Here is a 25,682-nt window from a genome sequence, read left to right on the forward strand (position 1 = left end):
TTGTTGTTTTTGTTTTTAAGTGTTGTCTTTTTCCTACATCACCAACCGCCGCATATAAACCGACCCCTGGCAACCGTTACGGGGTTATCGGTTAGCGGTGGCCTGCGGTGTGCTCAGCTGATGGTGAAGGCGAGTGAAGTAGTCGTAGAAGACGTTCAGTCCGCCATGGTCGATCGGCCGTTCTCGGCCCCCGGTTGTCCTTGGCCGACAGTGCTTTCCGCGGCGGCCGTCGTGGTTGGTACCGCTTTGATGTCCCCTGTCATGAGCGCGGCGGAACTGCCGATGAGAACGGCGGCCCATATGAGCGGCATTACATCTCGGCGAGGTTCGCCTTCGCGCATTCGCAGCAGGTGCCGAAGATCTCCATGGTGTGGCTGACCTCGGTGAACCCATATTCGCCCGCAATGGTTTCGGCCCAGGCCTCCACGGTCGGGCCCTCCACCTCCACGGTGCGTCCGCAGTGTCGGCACACCAGATGGTGATGGTGTCCGGTCGAGCACTGTCGATAGACGGACTCTCCGGTGTCGGTGCGCAGCACATCGACGAGTCCGGCATCGGCCAGCGACTGCAGGGTGCGATAGACCGTGGTCAATCCGATGCCCTCGCCGCGGCGGCGCAATTCGTCGTGCAACTCCTGCGCGGAGCGGAACTCCTCGATATCGCGCAGTAGTGCGGCGATCGCGCTGCGCTGTCGGGTACTGCGGATGCCGACCGGCTTATCCGGCAAGACCGTTTTATCTGGCACGTTCACCCTTCCTCGGCATGCGCCACGGCGTCGACAACTATATGCGCCAGGTGGTCGTCGACGAGTTCGTACAGCACCTCGCGGCCGGAACGTTCTCCGTGCACGACGCCCGCGGACTTCAGAATCCGCAAATGCTGGCTGACCAGCGGTTGGGTGACGCCGAGGACATCGACCAGCTCGTGCACGCAGCGCGGCGATTCGCGCAGCTGCAGCACAATGGCGATGCGCACCGGGGCGGCAAGGGCGCGTAACAGCTCGCCCGCGTCCTCCAGGACGGTCCGCGAGGGCACCGGCGCCGGCGCGGGGGACCGGTACGGGTTGTGCGGATGGGCGGTAGCGGTCTCGGCGGTCATCGAACCAACTCCTTATTGGAAAGCGATCCCATTTTGATATGCACAGTTGCGCATGTCAAACGCGCGCGCTCTGGTCCGCGTGACCAATTCGAGGGGGTGCGTCGAGTGTCGACGACTCCTAATGCCTGTGGCGGTGCAAGATCGCTTGGTTCCGGCCGATACGCTGTAGGCAATCAAGTCCTACAACACATCAAATTCGATACGGCATACAAAAGAGGCATCGGGCACGCCCGGTCCAGCCGATCCGAATCCGACTCGTAGTGGATGGAGAATTCTCGAGTGGCACCCAAGTCGAAGGTGGACACCGTTGCCAACCTCGCCAAGCGCCGGGGTCTGGTGTACCCGTGTGGTGAGATCTACGGAGGCACCAAATCGGCGTGGGACTACGGTCCGCTGGGTGTCGAATTCAAGGAGAACATCAAGAAGCAATGGTGGCGTTCGATGGTCACCAGCCGCGAGGATGTCGTCGGCCTCGACTCGTCGGTGATCCTGCCACGTCAGGTGTGGGTCGCCTCGGGCCACGTCGGCGTATTCAACGATCCGCTGGTCGAATGCCTGAACTGTCACCATCGGCACCGGCAGGACCACCTGCAGGAGGCCTACGCGCTCAAGCACAAGATCGACGATCCGGACTCCGTCTCGATGGAGCTGGTGGCGTGCCCCGACTGCGGCACCGTCGGCCGCTGGACCGAGCCGCGCGATTTCAACATGATGCTCAAGACCTACCTCGGCCCGATCGAAGCCGAAGAAGGTCTGCACTACCTGCGTCCCGAGACCGCACAGGGCATCTTCGTCAACTTCGCCAATGTGATGACCACCGCGCGCAAGAAGCCGCCGTTCGGTATCGCGCAGATCGGTAAAAGCTTCCGCAACGAGATCACCCCGGGCAACTTCATCTTCCGCACCCGCGAGTTCGAGCAGATGGAGATGGAGTACTTCGTCAAGCCGGGCGAGGACGCGGAGTGGTACAAGTACTGGATCGACACTCGGCTGTCTTGGTACACCGACCTCGGCATCGATCCGGAGAACCTGCGGCTGTTCGAGCACCCGAAGGACAAGCTGTCGCACTACTCGGCGGGCACCACCGATATCGAGTACCGCTTCGGCTTCCAGGGCAATGAGTGGGGTGAGCTGGAGGGCATCGCCAACCGCACCGACTTCGATCTGAAGACGCATTCGGAGCACTCCGGCACCGACCTGACCTACTTCGACCAGACCACCAATGAGCGTTACACCCCGTATGTCATCGAACCCGCGGCCGGTCTGACCCGCTCGCTGATGGCATTCCTGGTCGACGCGTACACCGTCGATCAGGCGCCCAATGCCAAGGGTGTGATGGAGGAGCGGATCAGCCTGCGCCTGGATCGCCGGCTCGCGCCGGTGAAGGCGGCCGTGCTGCCGCTGTCGCGCAATGCGGATCTGACGCCGAAGGCGAAGGATCTCGCCGCGCAGCTGCGCAAGAACTGGAATGTCGAATTCGATGATGCGGGCGCCATCGGCCGCCGCTACCGGCGCCAGGACGAGATCGGCACGCCGTTCTGCATCACCGTCGACTTCGACACCCTCGAGGATCAGGCGGTCACCGTCCGCGAGCGCGATTCCATGGCGCAGGAGCGGATCGCGCTGGACAAGGTGGAGGGCTACCTGGCGCAACATCTGATCGGCGCCTGAGTCGGGTAACGACCAACGCCCGGTCGCGCTGTGGCGCACGGCTCACCATCCGAGGACACCGCGCGCACCCCGTGGAGCGCTCGCTCCGCCATGGTGGACAGCGCGGCCGGTGTCGAACACCGTTGGGTGACACGGTAATCGCGGATCAGTGCCGCCAGGTCCGCGCCGAGAACGTCGCGATGCTGCGGCGTTCCGGTGGGATGGTTGCTATCTCGAGGAAATCCGCCCGGTGCAGCCGGGCGTCTGCGGTGATCGGCCCGCCGATCGAGGATTACCTGCGCCGCAACCGAATTCAGCGACTATCCGGTTTCCGTTGACTCGACTGGACGATCATCCCGATCGCGGTCGGGATCAGCAGTGCGCACCCCCATGGCACCGCAACCCAGAACGGCCAGAAATATCCCGCGCCGGTCGCCACCCAGATCGTGAGGCACAGCGCGTTCACCGCGGCCCACGGAATCCACATGATGATGACCCATTGCGGCACCCGCTGGGCCACCGTCGCCGGTTTTCGTGACACGGGCAGATCCGACAGCAGCGGACTCAGCTCGCCGTAGGTCTTTGCGGCGTAGACCTGTTTCAGTCGATCGTCGTATTCGTGCAGCGACAACCGGCCGTCGTTCATCGCCACCCGCAATTGTTCGGCGATCTTGTCGCGGTCTGCGTCCGATGCCCGCAGCCTTTCCTCACCCACGGGTGCCAGCTTAGGGCCTGATGTCCTCAGTGGCAGTGTGATTCGGGGCTGTCGTAGCGATCGTGGTGCACCGCCTCGCCGACATGCTTCTGTCTGCCCAGCGGGGTGAGGTCCAGGAAATTGTGGGTGCCGATGTGGATGTCGCCGCCCCGGCCATAGGACGAATAGGTGTGGAACACCGAACCGTCGTCATCACACCAGAACACACTGGTGCCGGGCAGCTCGCCGTGGCTGAAGTAGCCCTGGCCCGCCGCCTCGAGTTCGGCCTTGGTGCGGTAGTTGTATTCCACGGGTGCGATGGATTCGTCCTGGGTGACGTGGAAGTCGTAATTGAAGTCGCTGCCGAACGAGGAGTACATCGGGAACGTCCACCCCATGCGCTTCCGGTACCCGTTCAGCCTCTCCCACGGTCCGCGGGAGATCACCGCGAAACTGGTGTCCTGGGCGTGCAGGTGGGCCAGATGCCCCACGTTGTCGAGGAACATGGCGCAGCTCGGACAGCCCGTGTCCAGATCCCAGCGCCACATCATGTGGTAGACGATCAACTGGCGGCGCTTTTCGAACAGGTCGGACAGCTCGACCTCGCCCGTCGGACCCTCGAATACGTACTTCTTATCGATGGCAACCATCGGCAGCCCGCGGCGCTTTTCGGCCAGCGCGTCCATCTGATGGGTGAGTTCCTTCTCCTCGGCCAGCAGGCTCTTGCGAGCGGTCAACCACTCCGCGCGGGATACAACGGCCGGACGATTCATGATCATCTCCTAGTTTCGCAAGACCGGTCAACGTAGGTAGACCGGGCGGCGGCGCGGAAATCATCGGTCCGGTGCGAACGGCATGGAATTATTTCGCGGTGTTACTCCGTTGACGGTCGATGTGCCGTATGTCACCTACTAGGCGGGAGTCGGATATGGCAAGTGGTGTGAAGTTCGATCGCTATGGCGGAATCGAGGAACTCCAGGTAGTCGAGGTGCCGACGCCGACGGCGGGCCCGGGACGGGTGGTTGTCGAGGTCGTCGCGGCGGGGATCAATCCAGGGGAGGCTTTGATCCGGACGGGTGCGCTGCACGAGCGCTGGCCCGCGACCTTTCCGTCCGGCGAGGGCACCGATTTCGCGGGTCGCGTCGTCGATATCGGGTCCGGTGTCGGCGGGGTCGCGATCGGCGACGAGGTGCTCGGTTTCACCGACGATCGGGCCAGTCATGCCACCCATGTGGTAGTGCCCGCCGTGCAGGTCACACCCAAGCCGGCGGGGCTGGACTGGGATGTCGCGGGCTCGCTCTATGTCGCTGGCACAACGGCTTTCGCCGCGGTGCGGGCGGTGGCCGCGGGACCGGGCGATACGGTCGTGGTCTCCGGGGCCGCGGGCGGTGTCGGCTCGATCGCGGTGCAGCTGCTGCGGGCAAGGGGCGCAACGGTTCTCGGCATCGCGAGCGAGGCCAATCACGGCTGGTTGCGCAAGGTCGGGGTGGTCCCCGTGGCCTATGGCGCCGGGCTGATCGACCGGATCCGCGCGGCCGCCCCCGATGGCGTCGACGCGTTCATCGATACCTTCGGAGCCGATTATGTCGAGCTCGCAATAGAACTCGGCGTGCCGGTCGAACGCATCGACACCATCATCAACTTTGCGGCCGCTGAGAAGTACGGGGTGAAAACCGAGGGCAATGCCGCGGCGGGCACCATCGATGTGCTGGCCGAACTCGCCGGGTTGGCCGCCGCGGGCGCGATCGAGGTGCCCGTTGCCGCGGTCTACCCGCTCGACAAGGTCCAAGAGGCCTATCGTGAGCTGGAGCAGCGTCACACCCACGGCAAGATCGTGTTGCATCCCTGACGTCAGAGCGGTACGTCCCAGAAGTCGTACTCATGGTGCATCCCCTGTAGGAAGAGCCGCTCCGCGCGGTCCGGATCGCCGCCCGCCTCGTCGAGCATTTGCCCGCAGCGGCGGGTCAGGGCGGTGAATCCGGGATCGGCGTAGGTGTCGACCCAGCGCCGGTACCGGGGCTCCGACGGCGGGTTCTCGGCGAGAATGGCGCCGAGTGTCGAGTACCCCCACATACAGGGGTACAGCGCGGCGAGTCCGTCGGCGTAGGACGCGGCCGACTCCAGCAGGAACGCGGTGTACGCCGCGCACGGCGCACCCTTCGTTGCGCCGTCGAGGTCAGCGCCGAACTCGGCGGCCAGCGAGCGGTGCAGCGACAGTTCCTCGTGGTAGGTGGCGTGCGCGAGGTCCACCAGATCACCGAGGTGTGCCGCAGGCGCCTGCCAGGCCAGCCGGGCGAACACCCGGACATAGTCCAGCAGGAACAGATAGTCCTGTTCGAGCCAGGATCGGAACACCGGCTCCGGCAGCTCGCCGGTGGCGATGCCGACTACCGTCGGGTGCTTCAGCTGGCTTTCCACCAGCGGAAATCCCAGCTCGTGCAGATGTGCCGTAAGACTGATGTGTGCCGTGGGACTCATGTGGGCAGTCTCTCTCAGTCGGAGCGAGTTCTGGTTTGCGCCCCGGTCTGCTGTTGCCGCACGCTGTGCGATGTGTCGTGGGATGAGGAGGATTTGGTGCGGGTGTTGGGTGCCTCGGAACAACGTTTCGTGCGCGCGGGGACCTACACGGGACGGTCCGTCACGGTCGTCGGTGATCTCGATACGACCGTGTTGGGAGCCGCCTTCACCGCGCTACAGCGTGCCTATCCGGTGGTGACCTGCCGGATCGCGGAGGACAGCACGGGCCGGGGGTATCTGCTGCGGCCGGGTGAACATCCGGTGGTCGGCATGACGGCAAGTCAGGGGGATCCGGATGTGGTCCGGATTCCGGATTCGATCGATCCGGCCGGACAGCTCGCATACCTGGATGTCGTGCTCTCTTCGCGGGGCCGGTCGCGCGTCACGCTGTTCGTCCACCACAGCATCGCCGACGCCGGCCACTGCATCGAATTGCTCTCCCGACTATGGGACTTCTACACCGATCACCTCGAATTCGGTACGACAACGGTGGTGCCGCACGACTACCCGCAATCACTGGAATGGCATGTGGCCGCGCGCGGCATCGCCCGCGGTTCGGTCTCCGGATTCGAGGATGTGACCCGCCCGCTGGAGGCCGCGGTCGTCCCGCCCGCACCCGCGATCGCCGCGCCACCATCGATGGTCCGGCCCCGGCGCATCATGCTGGACGAGCAGGCGACCGCGCGCATTATCGGCCTCGGGCGGGTGCCGGGTGTGACGGTCAACGGCTTGGTCACCGCCGCCCTGTTGCGTGCCTTCGCCTCGGAAAAGGCCGGGGTCACCGGGGATCCGGTTCCGCTCGGTTGCCTGTATCCGGTCGACCTGCGCACCCGCCTCGAGCCGCCGGTCCCGCGCGCCGAGGGCACCAATATGGCGGGCCTGGCGTCCTTCGCCGCCCAGGTCGACCGCTCCGCGGACATCCTCGAACTGGCCGAGCGCATTTCGCATCGGCTGCGACGCGACCTGGCCGAGGGCGTCGTCCAGCAGTCGGTCCTGCACTTCCCGAATTACTACGGCCCCACCAGGATCCACTCCCTGGCCGGGCACGTCGCGGTCACCAATACCGGTGCCGTCCCCGCCTTCCGGATCCCGGCGACCATCACGCTGACCGATTACGAAATCGTCTACGTCTCGGCGCATCCGCGTCCGTCCGCGGGTGCTGCCGCAGCGGTCACCTTCCTCGTATACACCTTCGAAGGCCGACTCACCGTCGGCGTACTCGGCGGCGGTGATGGCGACCGGCTCGTGACCGCGGTGCGCGACGAATTGACCGCTCTCGCGGAGGAAGCCGTCAACTCCTGAGGGCGCGGCGGCTTTCGCCGCGCTATTGGAAGGTGGCGTGCGTCGGTCGCATCACCATCACGACTCGGCGCTGGTGGTCGGCGACGGGGCGCTCATAGGGCAGGTCGTAGCGGCGGGCGAGCACATCGAAGAATTCGCCGTTCGGATCGGGCTCGATGGCCTCGATGACACCGCGGACCTCGAGGTAGCGATAGGGCTTGTCCGGGTCGTTGATGCTCACCGCGACGTCGGGATTCTGCTTGGTATTGACGGCCTTACGCCGATCGATCGTGGTGGTGAAGCGCAGCCGCCCGCCGTCCCAGACCTGCCACACCGGCGTCACCTGCGGGGTGCCGTCGGGGTTGAGCGTGGCGAGGTGAGCGAACAGCGGTCGCGATAGTAGATCGGCGTGGCTCTCGGGGATCACGGGATTGTCCATGCCTTTAATGGTATCAAAGCTTTGATAGATGTCCTATCATTGACACTCATGGAAATGCCAGCGCACGAGCGGCTCGGTCTGGACGTCAAGCGCGCCGAGCAGGAGCTGATGGCCGTCAAACATGAGGCGGTCAAACCGCTTACGGTCCCGCAGTACGCCGCACTCTACGCATTGTCGGACAATCCGGGCATCTCCGCGGCCGCGCTGGCGCGCGCGTGTCTGGTTACGCCGCAGGCGATGACGGTCGTGCTCAAGAATCTGCAAGAGCGCGGACTGGTGGAGCGGACGCCGCACCCCTGGCACCGCGGTGTGCTGGAGACCAGGCTGACCCCGGCGGGGCGCAGGGCCTTCGCCAAGGCGGATGCGAAGGCCGCGGCCATCGAACGCCGGGTGGCGGATGCGTTCACCGCCAAGGAGCGTGAACAGTTGCGGAAGTTATTGACCCGCTTCACCGAGGCACTGCAGCAGTGATGCCGGTCGGCGTGGGAATGCGGGCGCCGAATCGGTAGGTTCGTAGGAAATGCTGCTGGCGCGGCTGGTGATCGACGAAAGCGGGTGTTCGGATGGTGCGGACCAACGGAGACCGGGAACACGGGGGTGGGCTGGCAGCCGCCTCGATCGGGGCAGCTGCGCTGGGAGTCGGCGAGTTGATCGCCGCGACCCGCGGCGATTCGCTGATCGATGCCATCGGCCGGGTCATGACCGATATTGCGCCGGTGCCGGTGGTCGAGACGACGGTCGCGCTGTCCGGCAAGCACGATAAGGTCGCGACCCGGATCGGCGTCGGGGTCGGTGCTATTGCCGCGACGGTCGGGCTCGGGGCGCTGTCCGATCGCGCGCGCACGCCCGCGGTCGCTGCCTTCGGTGCCACCGCGGCCGCACTGGGTTTGCGCCGCCCGACCCGATCACCCGCCACGGTCGCGGGTGCGGCGGCCGCTGCCGGTGTGCTCGGTATCGGGCTGCGCAGGCGGCCCCGTGGGCTGTTCGGCACGCTGGTGTGGGCGGGGGCCGGTGCCGGACTATTGGTGGCGGCGCGGGCGCTGAATCGCGACTACGACCGCAGGCAGCACGAAGCGATCGATCGCGTCGGCCCGATGGGCGGCATCTCGGTGGTGCCGCAGGACGGGTTGGAGGATGAACCCGGACTGTCATCGCTGATCACCGCCAACCGGAGTTTCTATGTCGCCGACGTCAATCTGAGTCCGCCGCGCATCGATCCGGCCCGCTGGCGGCTGTCGGTCACCGGACGGGTCGCCCATCCGCTACGGCTGTCCCTGACCGAATTGGCCACGGATGCGGTGGAATTCGACGCCGTCATGGTGTGCGTGCACAACCGTCCCGGCGAACGTCGCGCGGGCAATGGTCGCTGGTACGGGGTGCCACTGGCCAAGGTGCTCGAACACGCGGTCCCGGAAACCGGGGCGACCCGACTGGTCACCAGAGCCGTCGACGGTTACACCATCTCGCTACCGGTCGAACCGCTGCGCTCCGGCGAGTGGCCCGGATATGTGGTGATCGGCGTGAACGGTGCGCCGCTCGCCCCCGAGCACGGCTTCCCGGCCCGCATCTTCGTGCCCGGTCTCTACGGTCAGTACACCGGCGCGAAATGGCTTGCGGAACTCGAACTCACCGATGACAGCCACATCGACTATTGGTGGAAGCGCGGCTGGCCATCGGAGCCGATGTGGGTGACGCCACAGGCGCGCATCGACGTGACCGCGCCCGGCCGCGCGGGGGCGGGCACCACCAGCATCGCCGGTGTCGCCTGGGCGCCACCGCACGGCGTCGACGGCGTGGAACTGCGCATCGATGCGGGCGATTGGCGCCCGGTCGATCTCGGCACCGAAACCGCCCCCGCCGCCTGGCGCCGCTGGCGGACCACGCTCGACCTGCCCGCAGGCGAACACACCCTGCAGGCCCGCGCCATCAGCCGTTCGGGCGAGGTGCAAGACGGCACTGCACGCTCACCCTTCCCCTCCGGCCCCTCCGGCTTCCACACCGTCACCATCAAGATCTGACCGGCCGAGGCCGCTCCGCTCGCGCTGCCGCGGCGATCGCGGCCTTTTCGTTGGATCGCGGACCCGCGCGGTATCGGACGCGGGGTGAGCACTCCCGCACCCGTGTCGAGATCTGTGTGGGCGTCCGAAAGGTGCGGGAGTGCGGGGTGGTTATGCGGTGTGGATGGGTTCCTGGAGTTCGGTGACCCAGCCGCTCGGGTCCTCGGTGAACTCGAGGGTTACCTCGCGGGCGGGTCCGGCGGAGCGGTATCCGTTGGCGTCGATCCATTTGCCGAGGGACTGCCATGGTTCCAGGACCTCGTCCATGCTGCCCCGGTGCACCACTGTCGCCGCCTGCGGCACCGCGGGCAGGTCGACGATCGTGAATTCGTAGGCGGCGGCGGGGTCGGCATTGACCGGCATGGCGGCGTGCACGTGTACCGAACCGTCCGGCTGCTCCTCGTAGTAGGCGATCCCCGGACCGACGATATCGATGCTCGCCTGCATCAACCGGGCGCACAGTTGCTCGAACAATGGCCCGACCACCGGCCCGATCGTCTGCGGCTCGAAATCGCTGGCAACACCGGTCAATTCGGCGACCCGGACGGCCGGAATGGACTTGATGACCACATCATTGGCGGGCATGGCGCCCTCCTTCTCGATAATGCGGAGCCGCGTCTCGACCTGGACGAGCCGGGCGCGGTCGCCGGTGATCCGCTGCTCCAGCTCTGCGCGGCGCAGCGCGAGCATGCCGCGCAGTTCCGCGGTGTCGACCTTGTCGTCGAGGATCCGGCCCACCTGTTCCAGGGTGAAGCCCAGATCCTTCAGCGCGACAATGCGATTGAGCCGAGCGAGCAGGCCGCCCTCGTAATAGCGATAGCCGGTAGCGGCGTCCACCCGGTCGGGCCGCAGTAGCCCGATCGCGTCGTAGTGACGCAGCATCCGCACCGATACCCGTCCGTGTCTGGCGAAGTCTCCGATACTGAACATGACGGCTCCTGGTCTATGGCCTCACACGGTGTCAGGGTCAAGCGTCAGAACCGACCACCCCGGCTGATCCGGCGGGATCCGCTGGAGCCGCCGTACGACCCGGGGGTATAGCCGCCGCCGGGCCGTTGCCGGGCGGCGGTGCCCGCGCCCCGCAGCAGTCCCTCGATCAGAATTCCGCCGAGTACTGCGCCGGCCTGCGCGGTCCCCGATCGCGGCTGGCGGCTCTCCCAGGCCCGCACGCTGGACTGCGCTTCCCGCAGTGCGCGACCGCCCAGATCCGCGGCGGCCTGCGCGCTGGCCAGGGCCCGGGTCGGATCAGTTGCGGAAAGCTGCTGTGCCGCATCGAGATTGCGCTGCGCCTCGGACAATCGGGTGCGTGCCTGCGCATCGATGCCGCCGCGCCGGGTGGTGATGTAGTCCGATGCCGCGCCGATCCGGGCGCTGGCATCGGCGAGCGCCCGGTCGAGTCTGCGCCGCAGCTCCTCGGCGGCGAGTTTGCGGTCGGTGGCCGCCGCATTGGCGAGGTCGAGCGCGCTGTCGGCGGTGACCGCGGTGTGGAAGGCGTCGAGCGGATCACTGGTGGTGGTGGCCGTGGCGCTGGTCAGGGCCGTCTCCGCCGCGGTGATGGCGGCTTGCAGCTCGGCTCCGCCGTAGCCCGTGAGCGCTTTCGCGCTGACGATATCCGCGCGCAGTTCCGCGAGTGCGGCGGGCAGTCCGTCGGTCGCCTGCTGGATATTCGTCGCCGCATTGTCGACGGCGTCCAACAACGTACACGCCTGCCCGATCGCGCCTTCCGCGGCCCGGATCGCCGCGACCGCACCGCCCTGCTTGCCGACCGGTTGGCCAACGGCATCGCGGCCCGCATCGATGTTCTGTTCGGCGAAGGTGATTCGCTCCCGCGCCATGGTCACGTTATCCCGCACGGGTGCGAGCACACTGGCTGGATACGCGGTGGTGAGCCGGGCGAGTTCGGTCTCGGAATTCGGCACGCGACCGGTCAGCTCGACCAGATCTTGTGTCAGCCCATCCAATCGAGTGGCGGCATTGATGAGCAGATTCCGCATTGCATCGAATTCGGCCACCTGGCCGTCGAGTTCCCGATCGGCCCGCCCGACCGTACCGATCAGCTCGACCAGCATGGTGCGCTGCTGATCCGGCGTCTCGGGAATATCGTCATCCAGCTGCTGCCGGATCGAGAATGCCCTGGCGGCAGCGGCTTTCGCAGTCGCCAAGGCGGTGCTGAACGGGGTGACCGCGGTCGTGCCGAATTCGCCGGTCGCCAGATCCAACTCCTCGGCACTGGTCCGCACCGCATTGTCGATCTCCACCAGCACCTCCTTCGACCTGGCCTGCAGCGCCTCCAGCGATAAGGCCGCGAGGGCGGTGGAATTGTCCGGGTCCAGCTGCCGTGCCGCCGCCAATTCGGCACGTCTGCGGTCGCCGCGCCGCTTGCGCGAATACAGCACCAGCCCACCGACGACGAGCGCGATCACCCCGGCGACGATCAGCAGCGTCCATCCGCTGATGCCACCGCCGCGCATCGTCGAATCCAACCCATCCGCCATCGCGACCCCGGCGTCCGCCCATCGGCCGTCGCGCAGTGCGGGCTCCACATCGCGCGTCAGCACCGCGTCCAGCTCGGAATCGCTGACACCGCTCGGCAATTCGCCATGGAACGAATACGCCCGATCCTGCGTCGCGACCGCCAGCAACACATCGCGTCCGCCGAATCCGGACAGCGTCGCCGTGCGATCGGCCCACTCCGGCGGCCGCATTCCATTGAAATCGCGCACATAGACAACCCAGAGCCGCAGCTGATGATCGGCGTAGAGGTTGTCGACCGCCGCCGACACCCGATCGAGCTGTCCCTGATCGAGTACCTGGGCCGAGTCGACAACATACGGTCCCATCCGCAGCGGCGGATCCGCGCTGACCGGGCCCGCGACCAGCGCGACCCACAGGAACCACACGCTCATTACCACCGAGGCGGCCCGGCGGATCGGACGAATCGGCGCTAACAACGGCATGGGATGAATCTAGCTGGCTAGCATCGATCCGTGATCACGATCGACCTGCCGTACACCGGTCACGTGTCCCCTGGATCGAATCCGCAACAGCGGGACGTCCCCGGTGCTCGCATCATCAAAATGTCCGTCGGCGGGATGGACAACAACTGTTATCTAGTGCAGTGCGGCGCCACCGGGGCCGCACTGCTCATCGACGCCGCCAATGAACCCGACCGCATTATCGAACTCATCAACCAGGAAACGCCGGACCGCGTCGCCCTGGTCGTCACCACCCACCAGCATCCGGACCACTGGTGGGCCCTGGAAAAGGTCACGGCGGCCATCGGTGCACCGACCGCCGCGCATCCGCTCGACGCCGATCCCCTCCCGGTGCGCCCCGACCGACTGCTCGCCGACGGCGATCTGATCGAGATCGGCGAGCTGGCCTTCGAGGTCATCCACTTACGTGGACACACTCCCGGCTCGGTTGCCCTCGCGCTTGTCGACGGCCCGGGCGTGCATCTGTTCACCGGTGACTCCCTGTTCCCCGGCGGAGTCGGCCGCACTACGAATCCGGAGGATTTCACCTCGCTCTACACCGATGTCACGACGAAGATCTTCGACCGCTATCCCGACGGCGCCATCGTGTATCCCGGTCATGGTGACGACACCACGCTCGGCACCGAACGTCCGCACCTCGACGAGTGGCGGGAGCGCGGCTGGTAGGCCGAGGACGGCTCATACCGCCAGGTCGCTGGGCGGGTGCAGGCTCTCGAACATCCGCTCGCTGCCCTGTGCGCCGTACCCGTCGGCGACCTGGCGATCGACGAGATTCCTGATCGCGCCGATGACGTCCAGGTCGACGCCCGCATCGCGGCTGGCCGAGACGATGGCGTCCAGGGCGGCCTTGGTGAAATCCAAGGGCTGGAACGGTTTCGAGTAGTCGCCGGAGTCGATGGTGGCTCCGGCCCTCGGCAACGATCCGGTCATCGCGGCCAGCCAACCCGATGCCCGGTGACCGAAGTCCTCGGCCGAAATGCCGATCGAACGAACCATGGCGGCGCCGTGGTAGAAGCCCGCGAACATGGTGTACATCGCGGCGAGCAGGGCGAAGTCGACGAGTGCGGCCTGTCCGGCGTCCGCACCGAAATACTCGGCGCTGCCCAGTGATTCGAAGGTGGTGCGGTGGGTGTCGAAGACCGATTGTGCTCCGCTGTAGAGCAGCGACGAGCCGGGCAGCCCGATCATCGGCGGGGTGGCCATAATGCCGCCATCGAGGAAGTCGATGCCGTGACTCGCGGCCCATTCAGCCAATTCGCGCGACCCGCGTGGCTCGGTGCTGGTCAGATTCAGCAGCGCGCGGTCGGCCAGGATGTCGGCAACCGGGTCCAGCACCTCGTGCACGGATCGGTGGTCGAACAGGCAGACCACCACCAGATCGCTCGCGGCCACCGCTTCGGCAACGGTCTGCGCCGACTTCGCCCCTGCCGCAACCAGTTCCGCGTCCCGGCCCGCGCTGCGATTCCAGACCGTTGTCGGATGTCCGGCGCGCACGAAGGCCCTCGCAAGCGCCTGTCCCATCGCGCCGAGCCCGAGCACGGTCACCGATGTCGTCATATCTCCACTCCTGAACGTTTTCGAAGGTTTTCGAAGGATCTGGCGCCGGGATTCATTCTCGAATTCCACTGTAGAGACGACAAGTACTTACAAATAAGTCCAGTACTTACCAAAAGGTAAGTATGAGCAGTCGGTATCCGTCGGTGACGCACTTATCGCTGATGACCTGGCAAACTTGGTGAGGTGAATTCGGCGTCCCTGGCCTCGGCTCCCGGATCCGCCCCGTCGCGCGCTGCCGGGGGCGGACCACTGCGCTGGGCTCGACGGCTGGTCACGGGCGCGATCTTGATGGGTGCGGTGCTGGTCGGCGGCACCGCATTCCGGGTGTGGCAGGTGGCGCGCATCGACGACTACACCAAGGCCGATGTGATCGTGGTACTCGGTGCCGCGCAATACTCCGGCACACCGTCAACGGTTTTCGAGGCGCGACTCGACCAGGCCTACAAGCTGTTCAAAGCCGGTGTCGCGCCGAAGGTGATCACGGTGGGCGGTAAGCAGCAGGGTGATCTGTACACCGAGGCCGCCTCCGGCAAGAACTATTTGGAGGAGCGAGGGATACCCGCTGACCGAATTCTCGCGGTCGAAACGGGTTCGGACACATTGCGCAGTATCGAGGCGGTCGCGACGGCCATGAGCGCCCGGGAGATGTCATCGGCAGTGCTGGTCAGCGATCCATGGCATTCGCTGCGCACCAGAACCATGGCCCGTGACGCCGGACTGGACGCATGGACCGCGCCCACTCGTACCGGGCCCGCCGTATACACCAGGGAGTCGCAGGCGCACGGAATCGCCAGGGAGACCGGCGCTTTGCTCTGGTATCAACTCACCCACTTCTCGTCGGACTTCAAATACTCAGCGGGGCAGTGAGATTCGATGAGTGCAGCATCGCGTAGCGATTCGATAGGGGCGGTGGTCGGGTGACGGGTAGGCATCGCTATACCGAGCACGATCGCGAGCGCATGGTGGTCGAGGGTGCCAAGACCGCCGGACTCGGCCCGCCGCGCAGTGAATTCGAAACCGGTCACCGCACCGAATTCGCCCGCGACCGCGCCCGGGTGCTGCATTCCGCGGCGCTGCGCAGGCTCGCCGACAAAACCCAGGTCATGGGTCCACGTGACGGTGACACCCCACGCACCCGCCTGACCCATTCGATCGAAGTGGCGCAGATCGGGCGCAGTATCGCCGACGGTCTCGGCTGTGATCCAGATCTGGTCGATCTGGCCGGATTGGCGCACGATATCGGCCACCCGCCCTATGGCCACAATGGTGAGAATGCCCTCGACAGCTTCGCCGACGCGTTCGGCGGATTCGAGGGCAATGCGCAGAATCTGCGCATCCTCACCCGGCTGGAACCGAAGGTTCTCGATGCGGACGGGACCAGCGCGGGTTTGAATCTGACCCGCGCCGCTCTCGACGCGGCCATCAAATACCCTTGGGGCAGAACAGGTTCGGGCACCAAATTCGGTGCCTACGATATCGACATGGACCGCCTGGAATGGGTGCGCAAGGATGCGCCGGACGGTCGTAAGAGCCTCGAATGTCAGATCATGGACTGGTCCGATGATGTCGCGTACTCGGTGCATGATGTCGAGGACGGCGTGATCGCGGGACGCATCGAATTGCGGGCCCTCGCCGATCCCGCGGAACAGGCCGCCCTCGCCGAACTCGGGCACGGTCAGCACCGGTCGCTTTCGGTGGACGACCTCGTCGGCGCCGCCCAGCGGCTCTCCGAACTGCCGGTGGTATCCCGAGCCGCGTCCTATGACGGAACCCTTGCCAGTTCGGTTGCGTTGAAGCACCTCACGAGTGAACTGGTCGGCCGCTTCGCCACCGCCGCGATCATGGCCACCCGGGCGGTTGCCGGGGCACGTGCGCTATCCCGATATGCCGCCGACCTGGAGATTCCGCCGATAGTCGCCGCCGAGGTGGCAATGCTCAAGACCGTCGCGCTCCGCTATGTCATGTCCGATCTGGATCACAAACAGCGCCAAGCCGTGCAGCGCGAGCGGATTCTGATGGTCGCGAACCGGCTGCTGGCGACGGCACCGCACGGTTTGGATCCGCTGCTGCTGCCGTGGTGGCATGCCGCGACCGACGACACCGCGCGGGTCCGGGTAATCGTCGACCAGATCGCGTCGTATACCGAGAGTCGGCTCGAGCGCGTATCGCGGTCGCTGGCCGAATAGCCCGCTGGTTCAGACGCGTGACCAGCCGCTGGGCGTGTCGAGGCCGGACTAGCCTAGACTGACCGCCGTGGCCGGACGACTCCCTGATCGCGATATCGCGGCAATACGCGAACGCGTCCGGATCGAGGATGTGGTGGGGGAGTACGTCGCTCTGAAGCGAGCGGGTGCGGACTCCATGCGGGGCCTGTGCCCCTTCCACGACGAGAAGTCGCCGTCGTTCCACGTGCGGCCCAACCACGGCCTGTACCACTGCTTCGGCTGCGGTGAGGGCGGCGATGTCTTCGCCTTCCTGCAGAAGGTCGAGCACATCGGCTTCGTCGAGTCCGTCGAGCAGCTGGCCGACCGGATCGGCTATCAGATCAACTACGAGGGCGGTGGCACCTCGGTGCAGCGCGATCGCGGCACCCGGGCCAGGCTGGTCGCCGCCAACGCCGCCGCGCACGAGTTCTACATGGCCAAACTGGGCGAGCCCGAGGCCGAGATGGCCCGCAAGTATCTGACCGACCGCAACTTCGACGGCAATGCCGCCCAGCAGTTCGGCTGCGGCTACGCCCCCGCGGGCTGGGACACGCTCACCAAACATCTGCTGCGCAAGGGTTTCGACGTCAAGGAGCTGGAAGCGGCCGGGCTGTCGAAGCAGGGCCAGCGCGGCCCGATCGACCGGTTCCACCGGCGGCTGCTGTGGCCGATCCGCAATCTCGGCGGCGACGTCATCGGTTTCGGCGCACGCAAACTCTTCGACGACGACACCATGCCCGGCAAGTACATCAATACGCCGGAAACGGTGCTGTACAAGAAGTCTCAGGTGCTCTTCGGCCTGGACCACGCCAAGCGCGAGATCGCCAAGGGCCACCAGGCGGTGGTGGTCGAGGGCTACACCGACGTGATGGCCATGCACCTGGCCGGGGTGAAGACCGCCGTCGCCTCCTGCGGCACCGCCTTCGGCGACGAACACCTCGCGCTGCTGCGTCGCCTGCTCATGGACGACAACTTCTGGCGCGGCGAAATCATCTACACCTTCGACGGTGACGCGGCCGGACAGGCGGCGGCGCTGAAAGCCTTTGCGGGCGACCAGAAGCTGGCCGGACAGACCTATATTGCCATCGCCCCCGACGGTCAGGATCCGTGCGAACTGCGCCAGCGCTCCGGCGACGGCGCGGTGCGCGATCTGGTGGCCCGGCGAACTCCGTTGTACGAGTTCGTGATTCGCGGCCTGCTCGCCGACCACAACCTGGATACCGCCGAGGGACAGGTGGAGGCGCTGCGCCGGGCGGTACCGGTGGTCGCCCAGATCAAGGACAACGCGCTGCGCAAGGCGTACGCGACGAAACTGGCCGGGTGGGTCGGTTGGGACGATATCCAGACCGTGGTGCGCCGGGTCGGCGAGGAAGCCAAACGCCACCGCAACGGTGGCCGTCCGGGCGGTCGTGGCTCGGTTGCCAGCGCGGCACAACCCAGTGCGGTCGTCGCCGAACACCCCGCTGCCCGTCCCAACCCGAACGACCCGACGCTGCTGCCGCAACGGCAGGCGCTGGGCGCGGCACTGCAGTATCCGGCAATGGCAGGTGCGGTCTTCGACTCGATCGAAACCGAGGCCTTCACCCATCCGGCCTATGCGGCCGTTCGGGCCTTGATCGCCGAGGCGGGCGGCACGGCGTCCGGGCTCGGGGGCGCCGAGTGGGTCAATGTCGTTTCCGACGGCACCGACGACCTGACCATGCGCGCGCTGGTCTCCGAACTGTCCGGTGAACAGATGCCGGTGAAGTCCGCCAATGACATTCCCCGCTTCGTCACCGGCGTCCTTGCTCGTGTCCAGGAGGCCTGGGTCGGCCGCCAGATCGCCGAACTGAAATCGAAGCTGCAGCGCGTGTCATCAACTGAACAAGCCGAGGCTTATATGGCGCTGTTCGGCGATCTCGTCGCGCTGGAGCAGTACCGCAAGAGTCTGCTCACCCAGGCGATGGGCAATCACGACGACTTCGCCGCGGGCTGAGTCGCGCCGCCCCTTGCTCGCCGCGGGCGATTCGTTGTCGGCCCGCGGGGGTCTGGTGTGGATCGTGAAATTCCCAGTCCGGCCCCAGCGGGCTCAGCGACGCAACTGATCCTGCGGCACCAGCAGCGTGGTGCGCTCATCCAACGGCACCATCGGCTCCAGCTTCGCCCGGGTGCTGAGCTTGTCCGACAGCTTCTGCCGGCCCACGAGCACCAGCTTGCGAGTCACCGGACTTTCGGTCACGGCACGGGTCGCCGCACTGATCTGCTCATAACGACCCCGCCCTGCCTTCGTCCCGAGCACATAACCGGCCGCAATGCCGATGATCAACCGCAGCATCTCGTAGAGCTCCTCCCAAAGTACCTGTGCGCGCGGCTACCATCCTGCCCGACGCCCGGTACGCCTGTCGATCCGGATCCACCCCACCGCGCGCCACCCCCGGACACGCCGACGCCCCCACATGTCTCCAGGTAGAGACGCGATTTGGGAAGGCGCCAGCCGATACGCTAAAGTTTCACCTCGGCCCGCCCAGTACGGACGAGCCGCAGGATAGTCCCCTATAGCTCAATTGGCAGAGCAGCCGACTGTTAATCGGCAGGTTTCTGGTTCGAGTCCAGATGGGGGAGCATAACTACCAGGTCAGGCACGGTCACCGTGCCTGACCTGTTTAGTCTGCGGGCTGCGACCAAAAATACGCCAAGAATTCCGGTCCAAACTCCTGGCGCGGGACCCTAGCAGGGCTTTTCGCTGATTCGCCCACAAGATTCTGACACTCTCCGTGCACGACCTATCTCAGGCGGTTGACAACCTCCGTGCTGTGTTGGAACCGCCAGATTGTTGACAGCCCTCAGCCGGTCGAGCGCGCATGGGTCAGGACGCTGCTGGGCGTGACTCCGAACGACTGCTTGAAGGCGCGACTGAAATGTCCGGCATCGGTAAATCCCCACCGGAAGGCGACGTCGGTAACCGTGTCAGTAGGCCGAGCTCGGGTGAGTTCGCGGTAGCACGCATTCAGGCGGCGGTCGCGGATTCGGCGGCTCACGGTGCCTCTCGAGTCTGGAATGGGTTCGTGCGCAACACAATCTCGCGCTAATCGGACCGCCCGGAACTGGCAAGAGTCACACACTGATCGGGCTCGGCCACGCCGCCATCCACGCCGGGCACAAGGTCCGATATTTCACCGCAACCGACCTGATCGACACCCTCTACCTGGCCGACAACGCCGTCGGCAAAATCATCGACAGCCTACTGCGCGCGGACCTGGTGATTCTCGACGAGATCGGGTTCGCCCCACTCGACGACACCGGCACCCAACTGCTGTTCAGGCTGGTCGCGGCAGCTTACGAACGCCGCTCACTAGCCGTCGCCCCACATTGGCCGTTCGAGCAATGGGGCCGATTCCTGGCCCCGAACACACCACCGCCGCGAGCATCCTCGACCGGCTGCTGCACCACGCCACCGTCGTCATCACCGATTGCGATTCCTACCGCATGAAACACCGAGCCAAACGAGGTGACCGCCCCTGAACTGAATACCCCCGGCAAGGGGGTGGGGACTTCACCTGGCCACCAGCGGCGACCTACAAGTGGCCATTGACAGCGTTAGGGACTGCCCGGGGATGGGGCACTCCCGCTTGCTCGGCAGGCCATAGCATCGGCCTGCATCCGAGCTGCCAACGCAGACCAGTGCCCCGTTGACCCGCCAATGATCAGCTGTGCACGGGTCAGGCCACGTAGAACGACCGCCTCGCGGAGGTCGAAGGAATCGAGAACCTTGTCGCATGCGATTGCCCGCCGGATCTTGATGATGGTGTCTACATGCGGTTGGCCATCTCTACGAAACGCGCGGCGTCCTCTCGGGAACGAGAGCGTACCTACCGTCTGCCGGTGAGCCGAGGCAGAATCCCCGACTACCGCGGTTGCCGGTTAGCGATTGCCTGCGGTTCGGTGAAAGCCTTTCAGCTGAGCAAAGTCTCGGCCACGCGGTGCGATCGCGCGTCGGTAAACTAGGGCTTCGCGGGACATGGGGGCGTGGTGGAAGGCAGCGGTGACGCTTACGAGACTTTGATCATGCGGGTTTCCGATTCAAGTGGACCAGAGACGGTCAATGGCTAGGTAAAGTGGCTGCGGCACTGCGCATTTGACGTCTCTTCGTCCGCCATCCGTATCGCTGGCTCTAGCCGCGGCTTTCGCGGCGGGCGAGCGCGCTCAGGGCAAAAGCCCCGGCGAGGATAATTCCCGTTGTACCGCTGTCTCGATGCGTCGGTCTCCCAGAAGTCTGATGCGGTCGACCGCTCGAATTCTTCGCGCATTGTACCCGTCTCGTAGCGGTGGAAGATCGGCTCTCGACTCTCGGCGTTCGAACTCAGCGACACATCCAGGAGATGGGGTGTGGTGGGTGGCGGTCTGGTTCCTATGCCGGTCGGTGCGCAATGATCACCCTGCCAGTCATGACAAGGAGGGCACCGGATATGCGTGTTTCTGCGGTCGACTTGGTCATAGGGGTGATCCTTGGTGTGTCCAGGGGGTTTCGGCCTCGAGTTGGGTGGCAAGGGCCAACAGGGTGGGCTCACTGCCGAGTCCGCCGATGAACTGCACACCCAGCGGAAGTCCTTGCGGGAGACGATAACTGGGGACGGATATGGCTGGACGCCCGGTGACATTGGCGAGTTGGGTGAACGGGACCGGGGCGAGATTGGCCAGCACGGTCTGTTTCCAGGCGGCGGATTTGGTGAGTGGGCCCGCGAGGCCGAGGCGCAGGAGGGCGGTGCCGAGAAAGCGCACCGAGGCGGGTGTGTCGAGTTCTCCGATGCGCACGGGTGGCTGTCCGAGGGCGGGGGTGAGAAGGAAGTCGTGAGTCTGGTGGAACGCGGCCAGGGTGCGGGAGTAGTCGTTCCATCGCTGGTGGGCCGCTGCGTAGTGGGGTGCTGTCAGTGCACGACCGGCGGCGGCGAGTAGGCGGGTATCGAGCTCGAAATCGGTGGCGCGTGCGCCGGTTGTGCGTTCGGCTTCGGCTGTGGTTGAAGCGATTTCGGTGTACCACATAGTGAGGAAGTCGGCGGCCATCCGCTGGCCGTGGATGTTGAATTCGACCGGTTCGACATCGTGGCCGAGTCTGGTCAGCAATGCGACGGTGTGATCGACGGCGGCGATGGCCTCGGGGTGCACGGGCGTGCCGATCGGCGAGCGTGTGGTGTAGCCGATACGTAGTCGCGTCGGGGTCCGTCGCGCCAGTTCACGATAGGACTCGTTGGGGCGCGCGGTGAGATACGGTCCGCCGGGATCGGGCGTCGCGGTCAGTATGTCGAGCATGAGCGCGGTGTCGCGAACAGTGCGTGAGACGACGCCGTCGGTCGCCGCGCCGTGCAGGTATTCAGCATGACGTGGACCGCAGGGCACCAGGCCGCGGCCCGGTTTCAAGCCGAAAAGCCCACAGCAGGCCGCCGGGATTCGGATCGAACCTCCGCCGTCGTTCGCCCCCGCGACCGGTACGATCCCAGCCGCGACCGCCGCGGCGGATCCTCCGGAGGAGCCGCCGGGAGTGTGGCCCAGATGCCACGGATTGCGCGTCACTCCGTTCACCTCTGGTTCGGTGATTCCTTTCGCCCCGAACTCGGGTGTGTTGGTTTTGCCGAAGATCACCAATCCGGCATCGAGCCATCGTTGGACGACCGCGCTGTGTGCGGTGGCGACATGATTACGCATCGACCGGGAGCCACTCCCAGTGGGTACACCCGCGTAATCCTGCATCAGATCCTTGATGAGGAACGGCACCCCGGCCAGTGGCCCGTCGAGTCGCTGATTGCTGCGTCTGCGTGCGATGTCGTACATCGGCCGCACGATCGCGTTGATCTGCCCATTGACCTGCTCGGCGCGCGCGATGGCGGTCTCGAGCAGTTCGGCGGGCGAAACTTCGCGGCGCGCAACCAGTTCCGCGAGACCGGTTGCGTCGAATGCCCGATACTCGGTGTATTTCATCGGTTCTCCATCAAATTCGACGCTGTGAGGTGTTCGTCGAAACGCTCGACGCGTTGAGTGTCTTCGAAAATGCGTTGAGAGACGATTTTCCCCCAGCGGACGTGCGCCAGGATGATCGCGTGGTTCTGATAGACGACGCGGCCCTGAAGATCGACGGCCTCATCGGTGAACCGCGCGGCCATCAGCGTGCGCCAGGGTGGTCCTGCGAGCAGGACCTCGTGCAGCTCACCCCGGACCCGCTCGGCGAGGAAGCGTTCGAAAAAGGCGCGGATCGCGGGCTTTCCGCGATGATGCCCCGACCACGAGTGTGTGCCGTCCAGCACCAGGGTGGCGTGTTCCGCGTAGGCACGTAGCAGTGGCTCGGGGTCACCCGCCATCAGCTGTCCGACGTTATGAGCGAGCACGGTGCGCAAGGTGAAAGCGTACGCGCGTGATGCCGCCTGCACGCCGATTGCGGTGGCCAGCAATAGATTCCATGAGGGGCGCTTCATGCCGCTGCCTTCCTCGCACCGGTCGGCTCGACCACGACGACCCCACCGGAGATGACGAGGTCGGGGTACTCGAGCAATTTGAATCGCTCGAGCGCGTTGCCGTCGACCGCGATGAGATCCGCCGGCGCGCCTTCGACGAGCTGCCCGAGTGGAGCGAGCCCGAGATGTTCGCCCGCTCGCGCGGTCGCCGCGGACAGCACGTCCGCCGGTGTCAGCGCGCCGTGCGCGGTGTGCAGCATCAGTTGTAGCTCGAAAGCGTCTATGCCCCAAGGTACATCGGGGTGGGCCAGATCGGTGCCGTAAAGCAGTCGGACGCCGGCCGCTACGAGGCGGACAGCATTCTGAAAGACCCCGGTGGTGCGGGACTGGGTGTCCAACGTGCCCAGAACTTGTACTCCTGCGGCCGCCGCGCGCGCGATCAGTGCGTCGGACAGCGGATCGCACGGCACATGCGCCCACTCGTCTACTCCGGCGTCGAGCGCGAGCTCGGCGCCTGCGGGTCCACTCAGGTGGGCGGCGACGCGCAGGCCGTTGGCGTGAGCTTCGGCGACGATCGCACGGACCACGTCCGGTGACAGCAGCGGCCACGGCGGTGGAGTCGTGGTCTCGTGCGCGGTCCACGGCGCGCCGGCCGATCCGCCCGGCTCCAGCCCGATCTTGACCAATGCGGCGCCGCCGTCGACCAGTCGGCGCACTGCGGCGCGGGCGGTAGCGATATCGGTTACCTCGAGCGCGACGTCCTGTCCGAATACCGGAATCGGGTAGCCACCGGGTGCGGTGAGAATCGGCCCGGCGGTGAGTACTCGCAGACGCCCGTCACCGCCCGAAGCTCGCATCAGCGGGCCGCCGGTATCCCGGACCGTTGTGATGCCGTGCCGCAGCACCTTGTAGGACGGAACCCCGTCGAGCAGTAAGTGGGCATGGAGGTCGATGAAGCCGGGAAGCAGTGTGCCCGCGATATGGATGGTCCGGCCGCAGTTCACCACGTGATCGGCGGGGGCGACGGCGGCGATGCGGGCGCCTTTGACCGCGACGGCATGGTGTTCGAGGACTGTTCGGCCGTCGAAGACGAGGTCGGCGGTGATCACGTAGTCGTAGTCGTTGCTCATCAGATCTGCGCTTTCATGCTCTGCGTCGATTGCTAGAGTTGAACTCTAGAGTACAACTCTGAAGCTAGAGTATGGCTATGAGTCAGGTCAAGGGCAAACAGGCACAGAAGTCCCAGGAGACTCGGCGACGGATCCTCGCCGCCGCCGGTGAGCTCTTCATCGAACTGGGCTACGGCAACACCTCATTGCAGGACGTCGCCGAACGTGCGGGGGTCGCGGTGCAGACGATCTACTTCACGTTCCGGAACAAGCGCAATCTGCTCAAAGAGCTGGTCGATGTCACGGTCGCGGGTGATGTGGAGTCCTTGGCCACGATGGACCGCCCCTGGTTCGCTAAAGCGATGAACACCAGGACCGCGGGCGAGCATCTGCGCGCGCATGTGGAGGGGGTCACGGCGATCCTCGAGCGCGTCGCCCTGATCACCGAAGTGCTGCATTCCGCCGCGGCGATAGAACCCGAACTCGACGAATTACGGCAGCAAGGCCTCGAGCAGCGCTACCTGGTGCAGGAAACGGCCGCGCGGGCCATGCTCGGCAAGCCGGAGGCGGTTACGAACGTGACCGTCGATCGGGCCGCCGATATCCTGTTCGGCGTGCTCAGTCCCGAGTTGTATCTACTCTTCGTCCGCGACCGGAGCTGGTCGGCGCCGCAATGGGAGCAATGGGCGTGTGTGACTTTGTCCGTGCAACTCGTCGAAGGCCAGGCGACGTCCTGACTGGTTATGAGTGTCGGTGGTACTACAGGGGTTGAGGAACAGTGGCCCGAGATCCGGGGCCAAGGAGTTCCGCCACCCCGCCGAGCCGGCGGGACTCGAGGGAGAACAGCGGGGACTGGGGCGCCGTCCCAGACCTGGGCGCGGCGAACTGGTGCGCGGTGACCCGCAAGGGCGAGGCACGGGATCTCGTCACGAAGCAGACCGGCACGGATCGATGTCTCACTTCGGCATCGACGAGGGTGTGCGAGTCGCGGCGGGCCCTGTCTGCTCTGGTTGCGGATAGATGACATCCACCAGCTCCCGGGCGAAGGCGTCCAGATCATCCAATCCGATGCGACTCAAGGCATCCGGGGGAGTGGTGAGCAGTTCGATTGTGGCGGTGTGGATGCAACGAGTGAGCACGCGAGCCGTCGCGGTAGTGACGGGAAGTCCGGCGGAGCGCTGCAGCGCCTCGTTGACGCTGAAGTCTGTGGCGATCATGTCCGCAAGTAATCGGCGCACCGTGGGGTTGCGCAGCGCCTCGGCGTGCATCTCGACGAAGACGTCCGCGCCCGGGCGGGCCGGACCGGGAACGCGCCCCATGATCTGGGCGAGCAGCGCGATGAAGCCTTCCCGGTCCGAGGGTGTGGTGGCCGACCGCAGTGCTGCGATGTCGTCGACGTAGGCCTGGAAGTGGCGCTCGGCGGTAGCGACCAGAAGAGCATCGCGAGTGGGGAAGTAATTCTTGGTCGTGCCTTCGGGCACGCCGGCATCTTGGTCAACCTGGCGGTGGGTGAGGCCGCGTGAACCCTTGGCGGCCAGGACCTCGATGGCGGTGTCCTGCAGTAGTTCTCGTCTTGATCGATTCTCGGCCACTGAGGCTGCCTTCCCGGTTGCGATCTCACCACTGTAGTGGTACCACAGTTGGGGTACCACAACTGT

The 25,682-nt window shown here is 65.7% G+C and carries 25 protein-coding genes, 1 tRNA gene and 1 pseudogene; 12 read left to right on the forward strand and 15 right to left on the reverse strand.

Annotation, left to right across the window (positions count from 1 at the left end; all coding sequences use genetic code 11):
- Window positions 1-310 precede the first annotated feature (310 nt).
- Window positions 311-745, reverse strand: a complete 435-nt coding sequence (locus ABZW16_RS14685; protein ID WP_354955945.1) for a Fur family transcriptional regulator — start codon at window positions 743-745, stop codon at window positions 311-313.
- 2 nt (window positions 746-747) lie between these two features.
- Window positions 748-1,098: a metalloregulator ArsR/SmtB family transcription factor gene (locus ABZW16_RS14690; RefSeq protein ID WP_354955947.1), complete on the reverse strand. Its 351-nt coding sequence runs from the start codon at window positions 1,096-1,098 to the stop codon at window positions 748-750.
- Window positions 1,099-1,377: 279 nt separating this feature from the next.
- On the opposite strand from ABZW16_RS14690, the gene ABZW16_RS14695 reads away from it, so the two are divergent.
- The gene (locus ABZW16_RS14695; protein ID WP_354955949.1) at window positions 1,378-2,769 is read left to right on the forward strand and encodes a glycine--tRNA ligase; all 1,392 of its coding nucleotides are present in this window, start codon (window positions 1,378-1,380) and stop codon (window positions 2,767-2,769) included.
- Window positions 2,770-3,061: 292 nt separating this feature from the next.
- On the opposite strand, the gene ABZW16_RS14700 is transcribed toward ABZW16_RS14695, so the two are convergent.
- Window positions 3,062-3,463, reverse strand: a complete 402-nt coding sequence (locus tag ABZW16_RS14700) for a DUF1707 domain-containing protein (protein WP_354955951.1) — start codon at window positions 3,461-3,463, stop codon at window positions 3,062-3,064.
- Between the two features lie 26 nt (window positions 3,464-3,489).
- Window positions 3,490-4,215 (reverse strand): DUF899 domain-containing protein, encoded by a 726-nt coding sequence (locus ABZW16_RS14705; RefSeq protein WP_354955953.1) that lies wholly within the window; start codon window positions 4,213-4,215, stop codon window positions 3,490-3,492.
- Window positions 4,216-4,370: 155 nt separating this feature from the next.
- Here ABZW16_RS14705 and ABZW16_RS14710 point away from each other — a divergent pair, with 155 nt between their 5' ends.
- Complete coding sequence (locus tag ABZW16_RS14710) at window positions 4,371-5,291, forward strand: NADP-dependent oxidoreductase (protein WP_354955955.1); 921 nt, start codon at window positions 4,371-4,373, stop codon at window positions 5,289-5,291.
- A 2-nt stretch (window positions 5,292-5,293) separates the two neighbouring features.
- Here ABZW16_RS14710 and ABZW16_RS14715 read toward each other — a convergent pair whose 3' ends face one another.
- Window positions 5,294-5,920, reverse strand: coding sequence for a transcriptional regulator (locus ABZW16_RS14715; RefSeq protein WP_354955957.1), 627 nt, complete (start codon window positions 5,918-5,920; stop codon window positions 5,294-5,296).
- A 72-nt stretch (window positions 5,921-5,992) separates the two neighbouring features.
- Between ABZW16_RS14715 and ABZW16_RS14720 the strand changes: the two genes are divergently transcribed.
- Window positions 5,993-7,261 carry an acyltransferase gene (locus ABZW16_RS14720; RefSeq protein ID WP_354955959.1) on the forward strand — a complete coding sequence of 423 codons (1,269 nt, stop codon included), beginning with the start codon at window positions 5,993-5,995 and terminating at the stop codon, window positions 7,259-7,261.
- Between the two features lie 22 nt (window positions 7,262-7,283).
- Here the strand turns inward: ABZW16_RS14720 and ABZW16_RS14725 are convergent, their stop codons facing one another.
- On the reverse strand, window positions 7,284-7,679 hold the full coding sequence (locus tag ABZW16_RS14725; protein WP_354955961.1) for a PPOX class F420-dependent oxidoreductase: 396 nt from the start codon (window positions 7,677-7,679) through the stop codon (window positions 7,284-7,286).
- Window positions 7,680-7,727: 48 nt separating this feature from the next.
- On the opposite strand from ABZW16_RS14725, the gene ABZW16_RS14730 reads away from it, so the two are divergent.
- Window positions 7,728-8,150, forward strand: coding sequence for a MarR family transcriptional regulator (locus ABZW16_RS14730; protein ID WP_354955963.1), 423 nt, complete (start codon window positions 7,728-7,730; stop codon window positions 8,148-8,150).
- A 92-nt stretch (window positions 8,151-8,242) separates the two neighbouring features.
- Window positions 8,243-9,697 (forward strand): molybdopterin-dependent oxidoreductase, encoded by a 1,455-nt coding sequence (locus ABZW16_RS14735; RefSeq protein ID WP_354955965.1) that lies wholly within the window; start codon window positions 8,243-8,245, stop codon window positions 9,695-9,697.
- A gap of 150 nt (window positions 9,698-9,847) precedes the next feature.
- On the opposite strand, the gene ABZW16_RS14740 is transcribed toward ABZW16_RS14735, so the two are convergent.
- Window positions 9,848-10,666 (reverse strand): MerR family transcriptional regulator, encoded by an 819-nt coding sequence (locus tag ABZW16_RS14740; RefSeq protein ID WP_354955967.1) that lies wholly within the window; start codon window positions 10,664-10,666, stop codon window positions 9,848-9,850.
- Window positions 10,667-10,710: 44 nt separating this feature from the next.
- Window positions 10,711-12,693, reverse strand: coding sequence for a TPM domain-containing protein (locus tag ABZW16_RS14745; protein ID WP_354955969.1), 1,983 nt, complete (start codon window positions 12,691-12,693; stop codon window positions 10,711-10,713).
- A 30-nt stretch (window positions 12,694-12,723) separates the two neighbouring features.
- On the opposite strand from ABZW16_RS14745, the gene ABZW16_RS14750 reads away from it, so the two are divergent.
- A complete protein-coding gene (locus tag ABZW16_RS14750) occupies window positions 12,724-13,398 on the forward strand; it encodes an MBL fold metallo-hydrolase (protein WP_354955971.1) in 675 nt (224 codons plus the stop codon).
- Between the two features lie 12 nt (window positions 13,399-13,410).
- On the opposite strand, the gene ABZW16_RS14755 is transcribed toward ABZW16_RS14750, so the two are convergent.
- Window positions 13,411-14,358, reverse strand: a complete 948-nt coding sequence (locus ABZW16_RS14755) for an NAD(P)-binding domain-containing protein (RefSeq protein WP_354955973.1) — start codon at window positions 14,356-14,358, stop codon at window positions 13,411-13,413.
- Window positions 14,359-14,577: 219 nt separating this feature from the next.
- Here ABZW16_RS14755 and ABZW16_RS14760 point away from each other — a divergent pair, with 219 nt between their 5' ends.
- The 3 genes from ABZW16_RS14760 (at window position 14,578) to dnaG (ending at window position 18,468) form a co-directional block, all read left to right on the forward strand.
- Complete coding sequence (locus ABZW16_RS14760; protein WP_354956045.1) at window positions 14,578-15,156, forward strand: YdcF family protein; 579 nt, start codon at window positions 14,578-14,580, stop codon at window positions 15,154-15,156.
- A gap of 50 nt (window positions 15,157-15,206) precedes the next feature.
- Complete coding sequence (locus ABZW16_RS14765) at window positions 15,207-16,475, forward strand: deoxyguanosinetriphosphate triphosphohydrolase (RefSeq protein WP_354955975.1); 1,269 nt, start codon at window positions 15,207-15,209, stop codon at window positions 16,473-16,475.
- A 67-nt stretch (window positions 16,476-16,542) separates the two neighbouring features.
- Window positions 16,543-18,468 (forward strand): DNA primase, encoded by a 1,926-nt coding sequence (dnaG, locus tag ABZW16_RS14770; RefSeq protein ID WP_354955977.1) that lies wholly within the window; start codon window positions 16,543-16,545, stop codon window positions 18,466-18,468.
- A gap of 93 nt (window positions 18,469-18,561) precedes the next feature.
- On the opposite strand, the gene ABZW16_RS14775 is transcribed toward dnaG, so the two are convergent.
- On the reverse strand, window positions 18,562-18,807 hold the full coding sequence (locus ABZW16_RS14775) for a hypothetical protein (protein WP_330253393.1): 246 nt from the start codon (window positions 18,805-18,807) through the stop codon (window positions 18,562-18,564).
- Window positions 18,808-19,021: 214 nt separating this feature from the next.
- Here ABZW16_RS14775 and ABZW16_RS14780 point away from each other — a divergent pair.
- A tRNA-Asn gene (locus ABZW16_RS14780) sits at window positions 19,022-19,094 on the forward strand.
- A gap of 221 nt (window positions 19,095-19,315) precedes the next feature.
- On the opposite strand, the gene ABZW16_RS14785 is transcribed toward ABZW16_RS14780, so the two are convergent.
- The gene (locus ABZW16_RS14785) at window positions 19,316-19,594 is read right to left on the reverse strand and encodes a helix-turn-helix domain-containing protein (RefSeq protein ID WP_354955979.1); all 279 of its coding nucleotides are present in this window, start codon (window positions 19,592-19,594) and stop codon (window positions 19,316-19,318) included.
- Between ABZW16_RS14785 and ABZW16_RS14790 the strand changes: the two are divergent.
- Window positions 19,516-19,994 (forward strand): annotated as a pseudogene (locus ABZW16_RS14790) (ATP-binding protein); the annotation flags it as partial. The gene ABZW16_RS14785 and the pseudogene ABZW16_RS14790 sit on opposite strands and share 79 nt — an antisense overlap.
- Window positions 19,995-20,963: 969 nt before the next feature.
- On the opposite strand, the gene ABZW16_RS14795 reads toward ABZW16_RS14790, so the two are convergent.
- The 3 genes from ABZW16_RS14795 to ABZW16_RS14805 are packed head-to-tail and all read right to left on the reverse strand — an operon-like array spanning window position 20,964 to window position 24,045.
- Window positions 20,964-22,445 (reverse strand): amidase, encoded by a 1,482-nt coding sequence (locus ABZW16_RS14795; protein WP_354955981.1) that lies wholly within the window; start codon window positions 22,443-22,445, stop codon window positions 20,964-20,966.
- Window positions 22,442-22,936: a nuclear transport factor 2 family protein gene (locus ABZW16_RS14800; protein ID WP_354955983.1), complete on the reverse strand. Its 495-nt coding sequence runs from the start codon at window positions 22,934-22,936 to the stop codon at window positions 22,442-22,444. The genes ABZW16_RS14795 and ABZW16_RS14800 overlap by 4 nt, the downstream gene beginning before the upstream one ends.
- Window positions 22,933-24,045, reverse strand: coding sequence for an amidohydrolase family protein (locus ABZW16_RS14805; RefSeq protein ID WP_354955985.1), 1,113 nt, complete (start codon window positions 24,043-24,045; stop codon window positions 22,933-22,935). The genes ABZW16_RS14800 and ABZW16_RS14805 overlap by 4 nt, the downstream gene beginning before the upstream one ends.
- Before the next feature lie 77 nt (window positions 24,046-24,122).
- Between ABZW16_RS14805 and ABZW16_RS14810 the strand changes: the two genes are divergently transcribed.
- On the forward strand, window positions 24,123-24,761 hold the full coding sequence (locus ABZW16_RS14810; protein ID WP_354955987.1) for a helix-turn-helix domain-containing protein: 639 nt from the start codon (window positions 24,123-24,125) through the stop codon (window positions 24,759-24,761).
- A gap of 219 nt (window positions 24,762-24,980) precedes the next feature.
- Here the strand turns inward: ABZW16_RS14810 and ABZW16_RS14815 are convergent, their stop codons facing one another.
- Window positions 24,981-25,616 (reverse strand): hypothetical protein, encoded by a 636-nt coding sequence (locus ABZW16_RS14815; protein WP_354955989.1) that lies wholly within the window; start codon window positions 25,614-25,616, stop codon window positions 24,981-24,983.
- Window positions 25,617-25,682: the final 66 nt, after the last annotated feature.

Source organism: Nocardia sp. NPDC004604, from assembly GCF_040609795.1.
Classification (GTDB): Bacteria; Actinomycetota; Actinomycetes; order Mycobacteriales; family Mycobacteriaceae; genus Nocardia.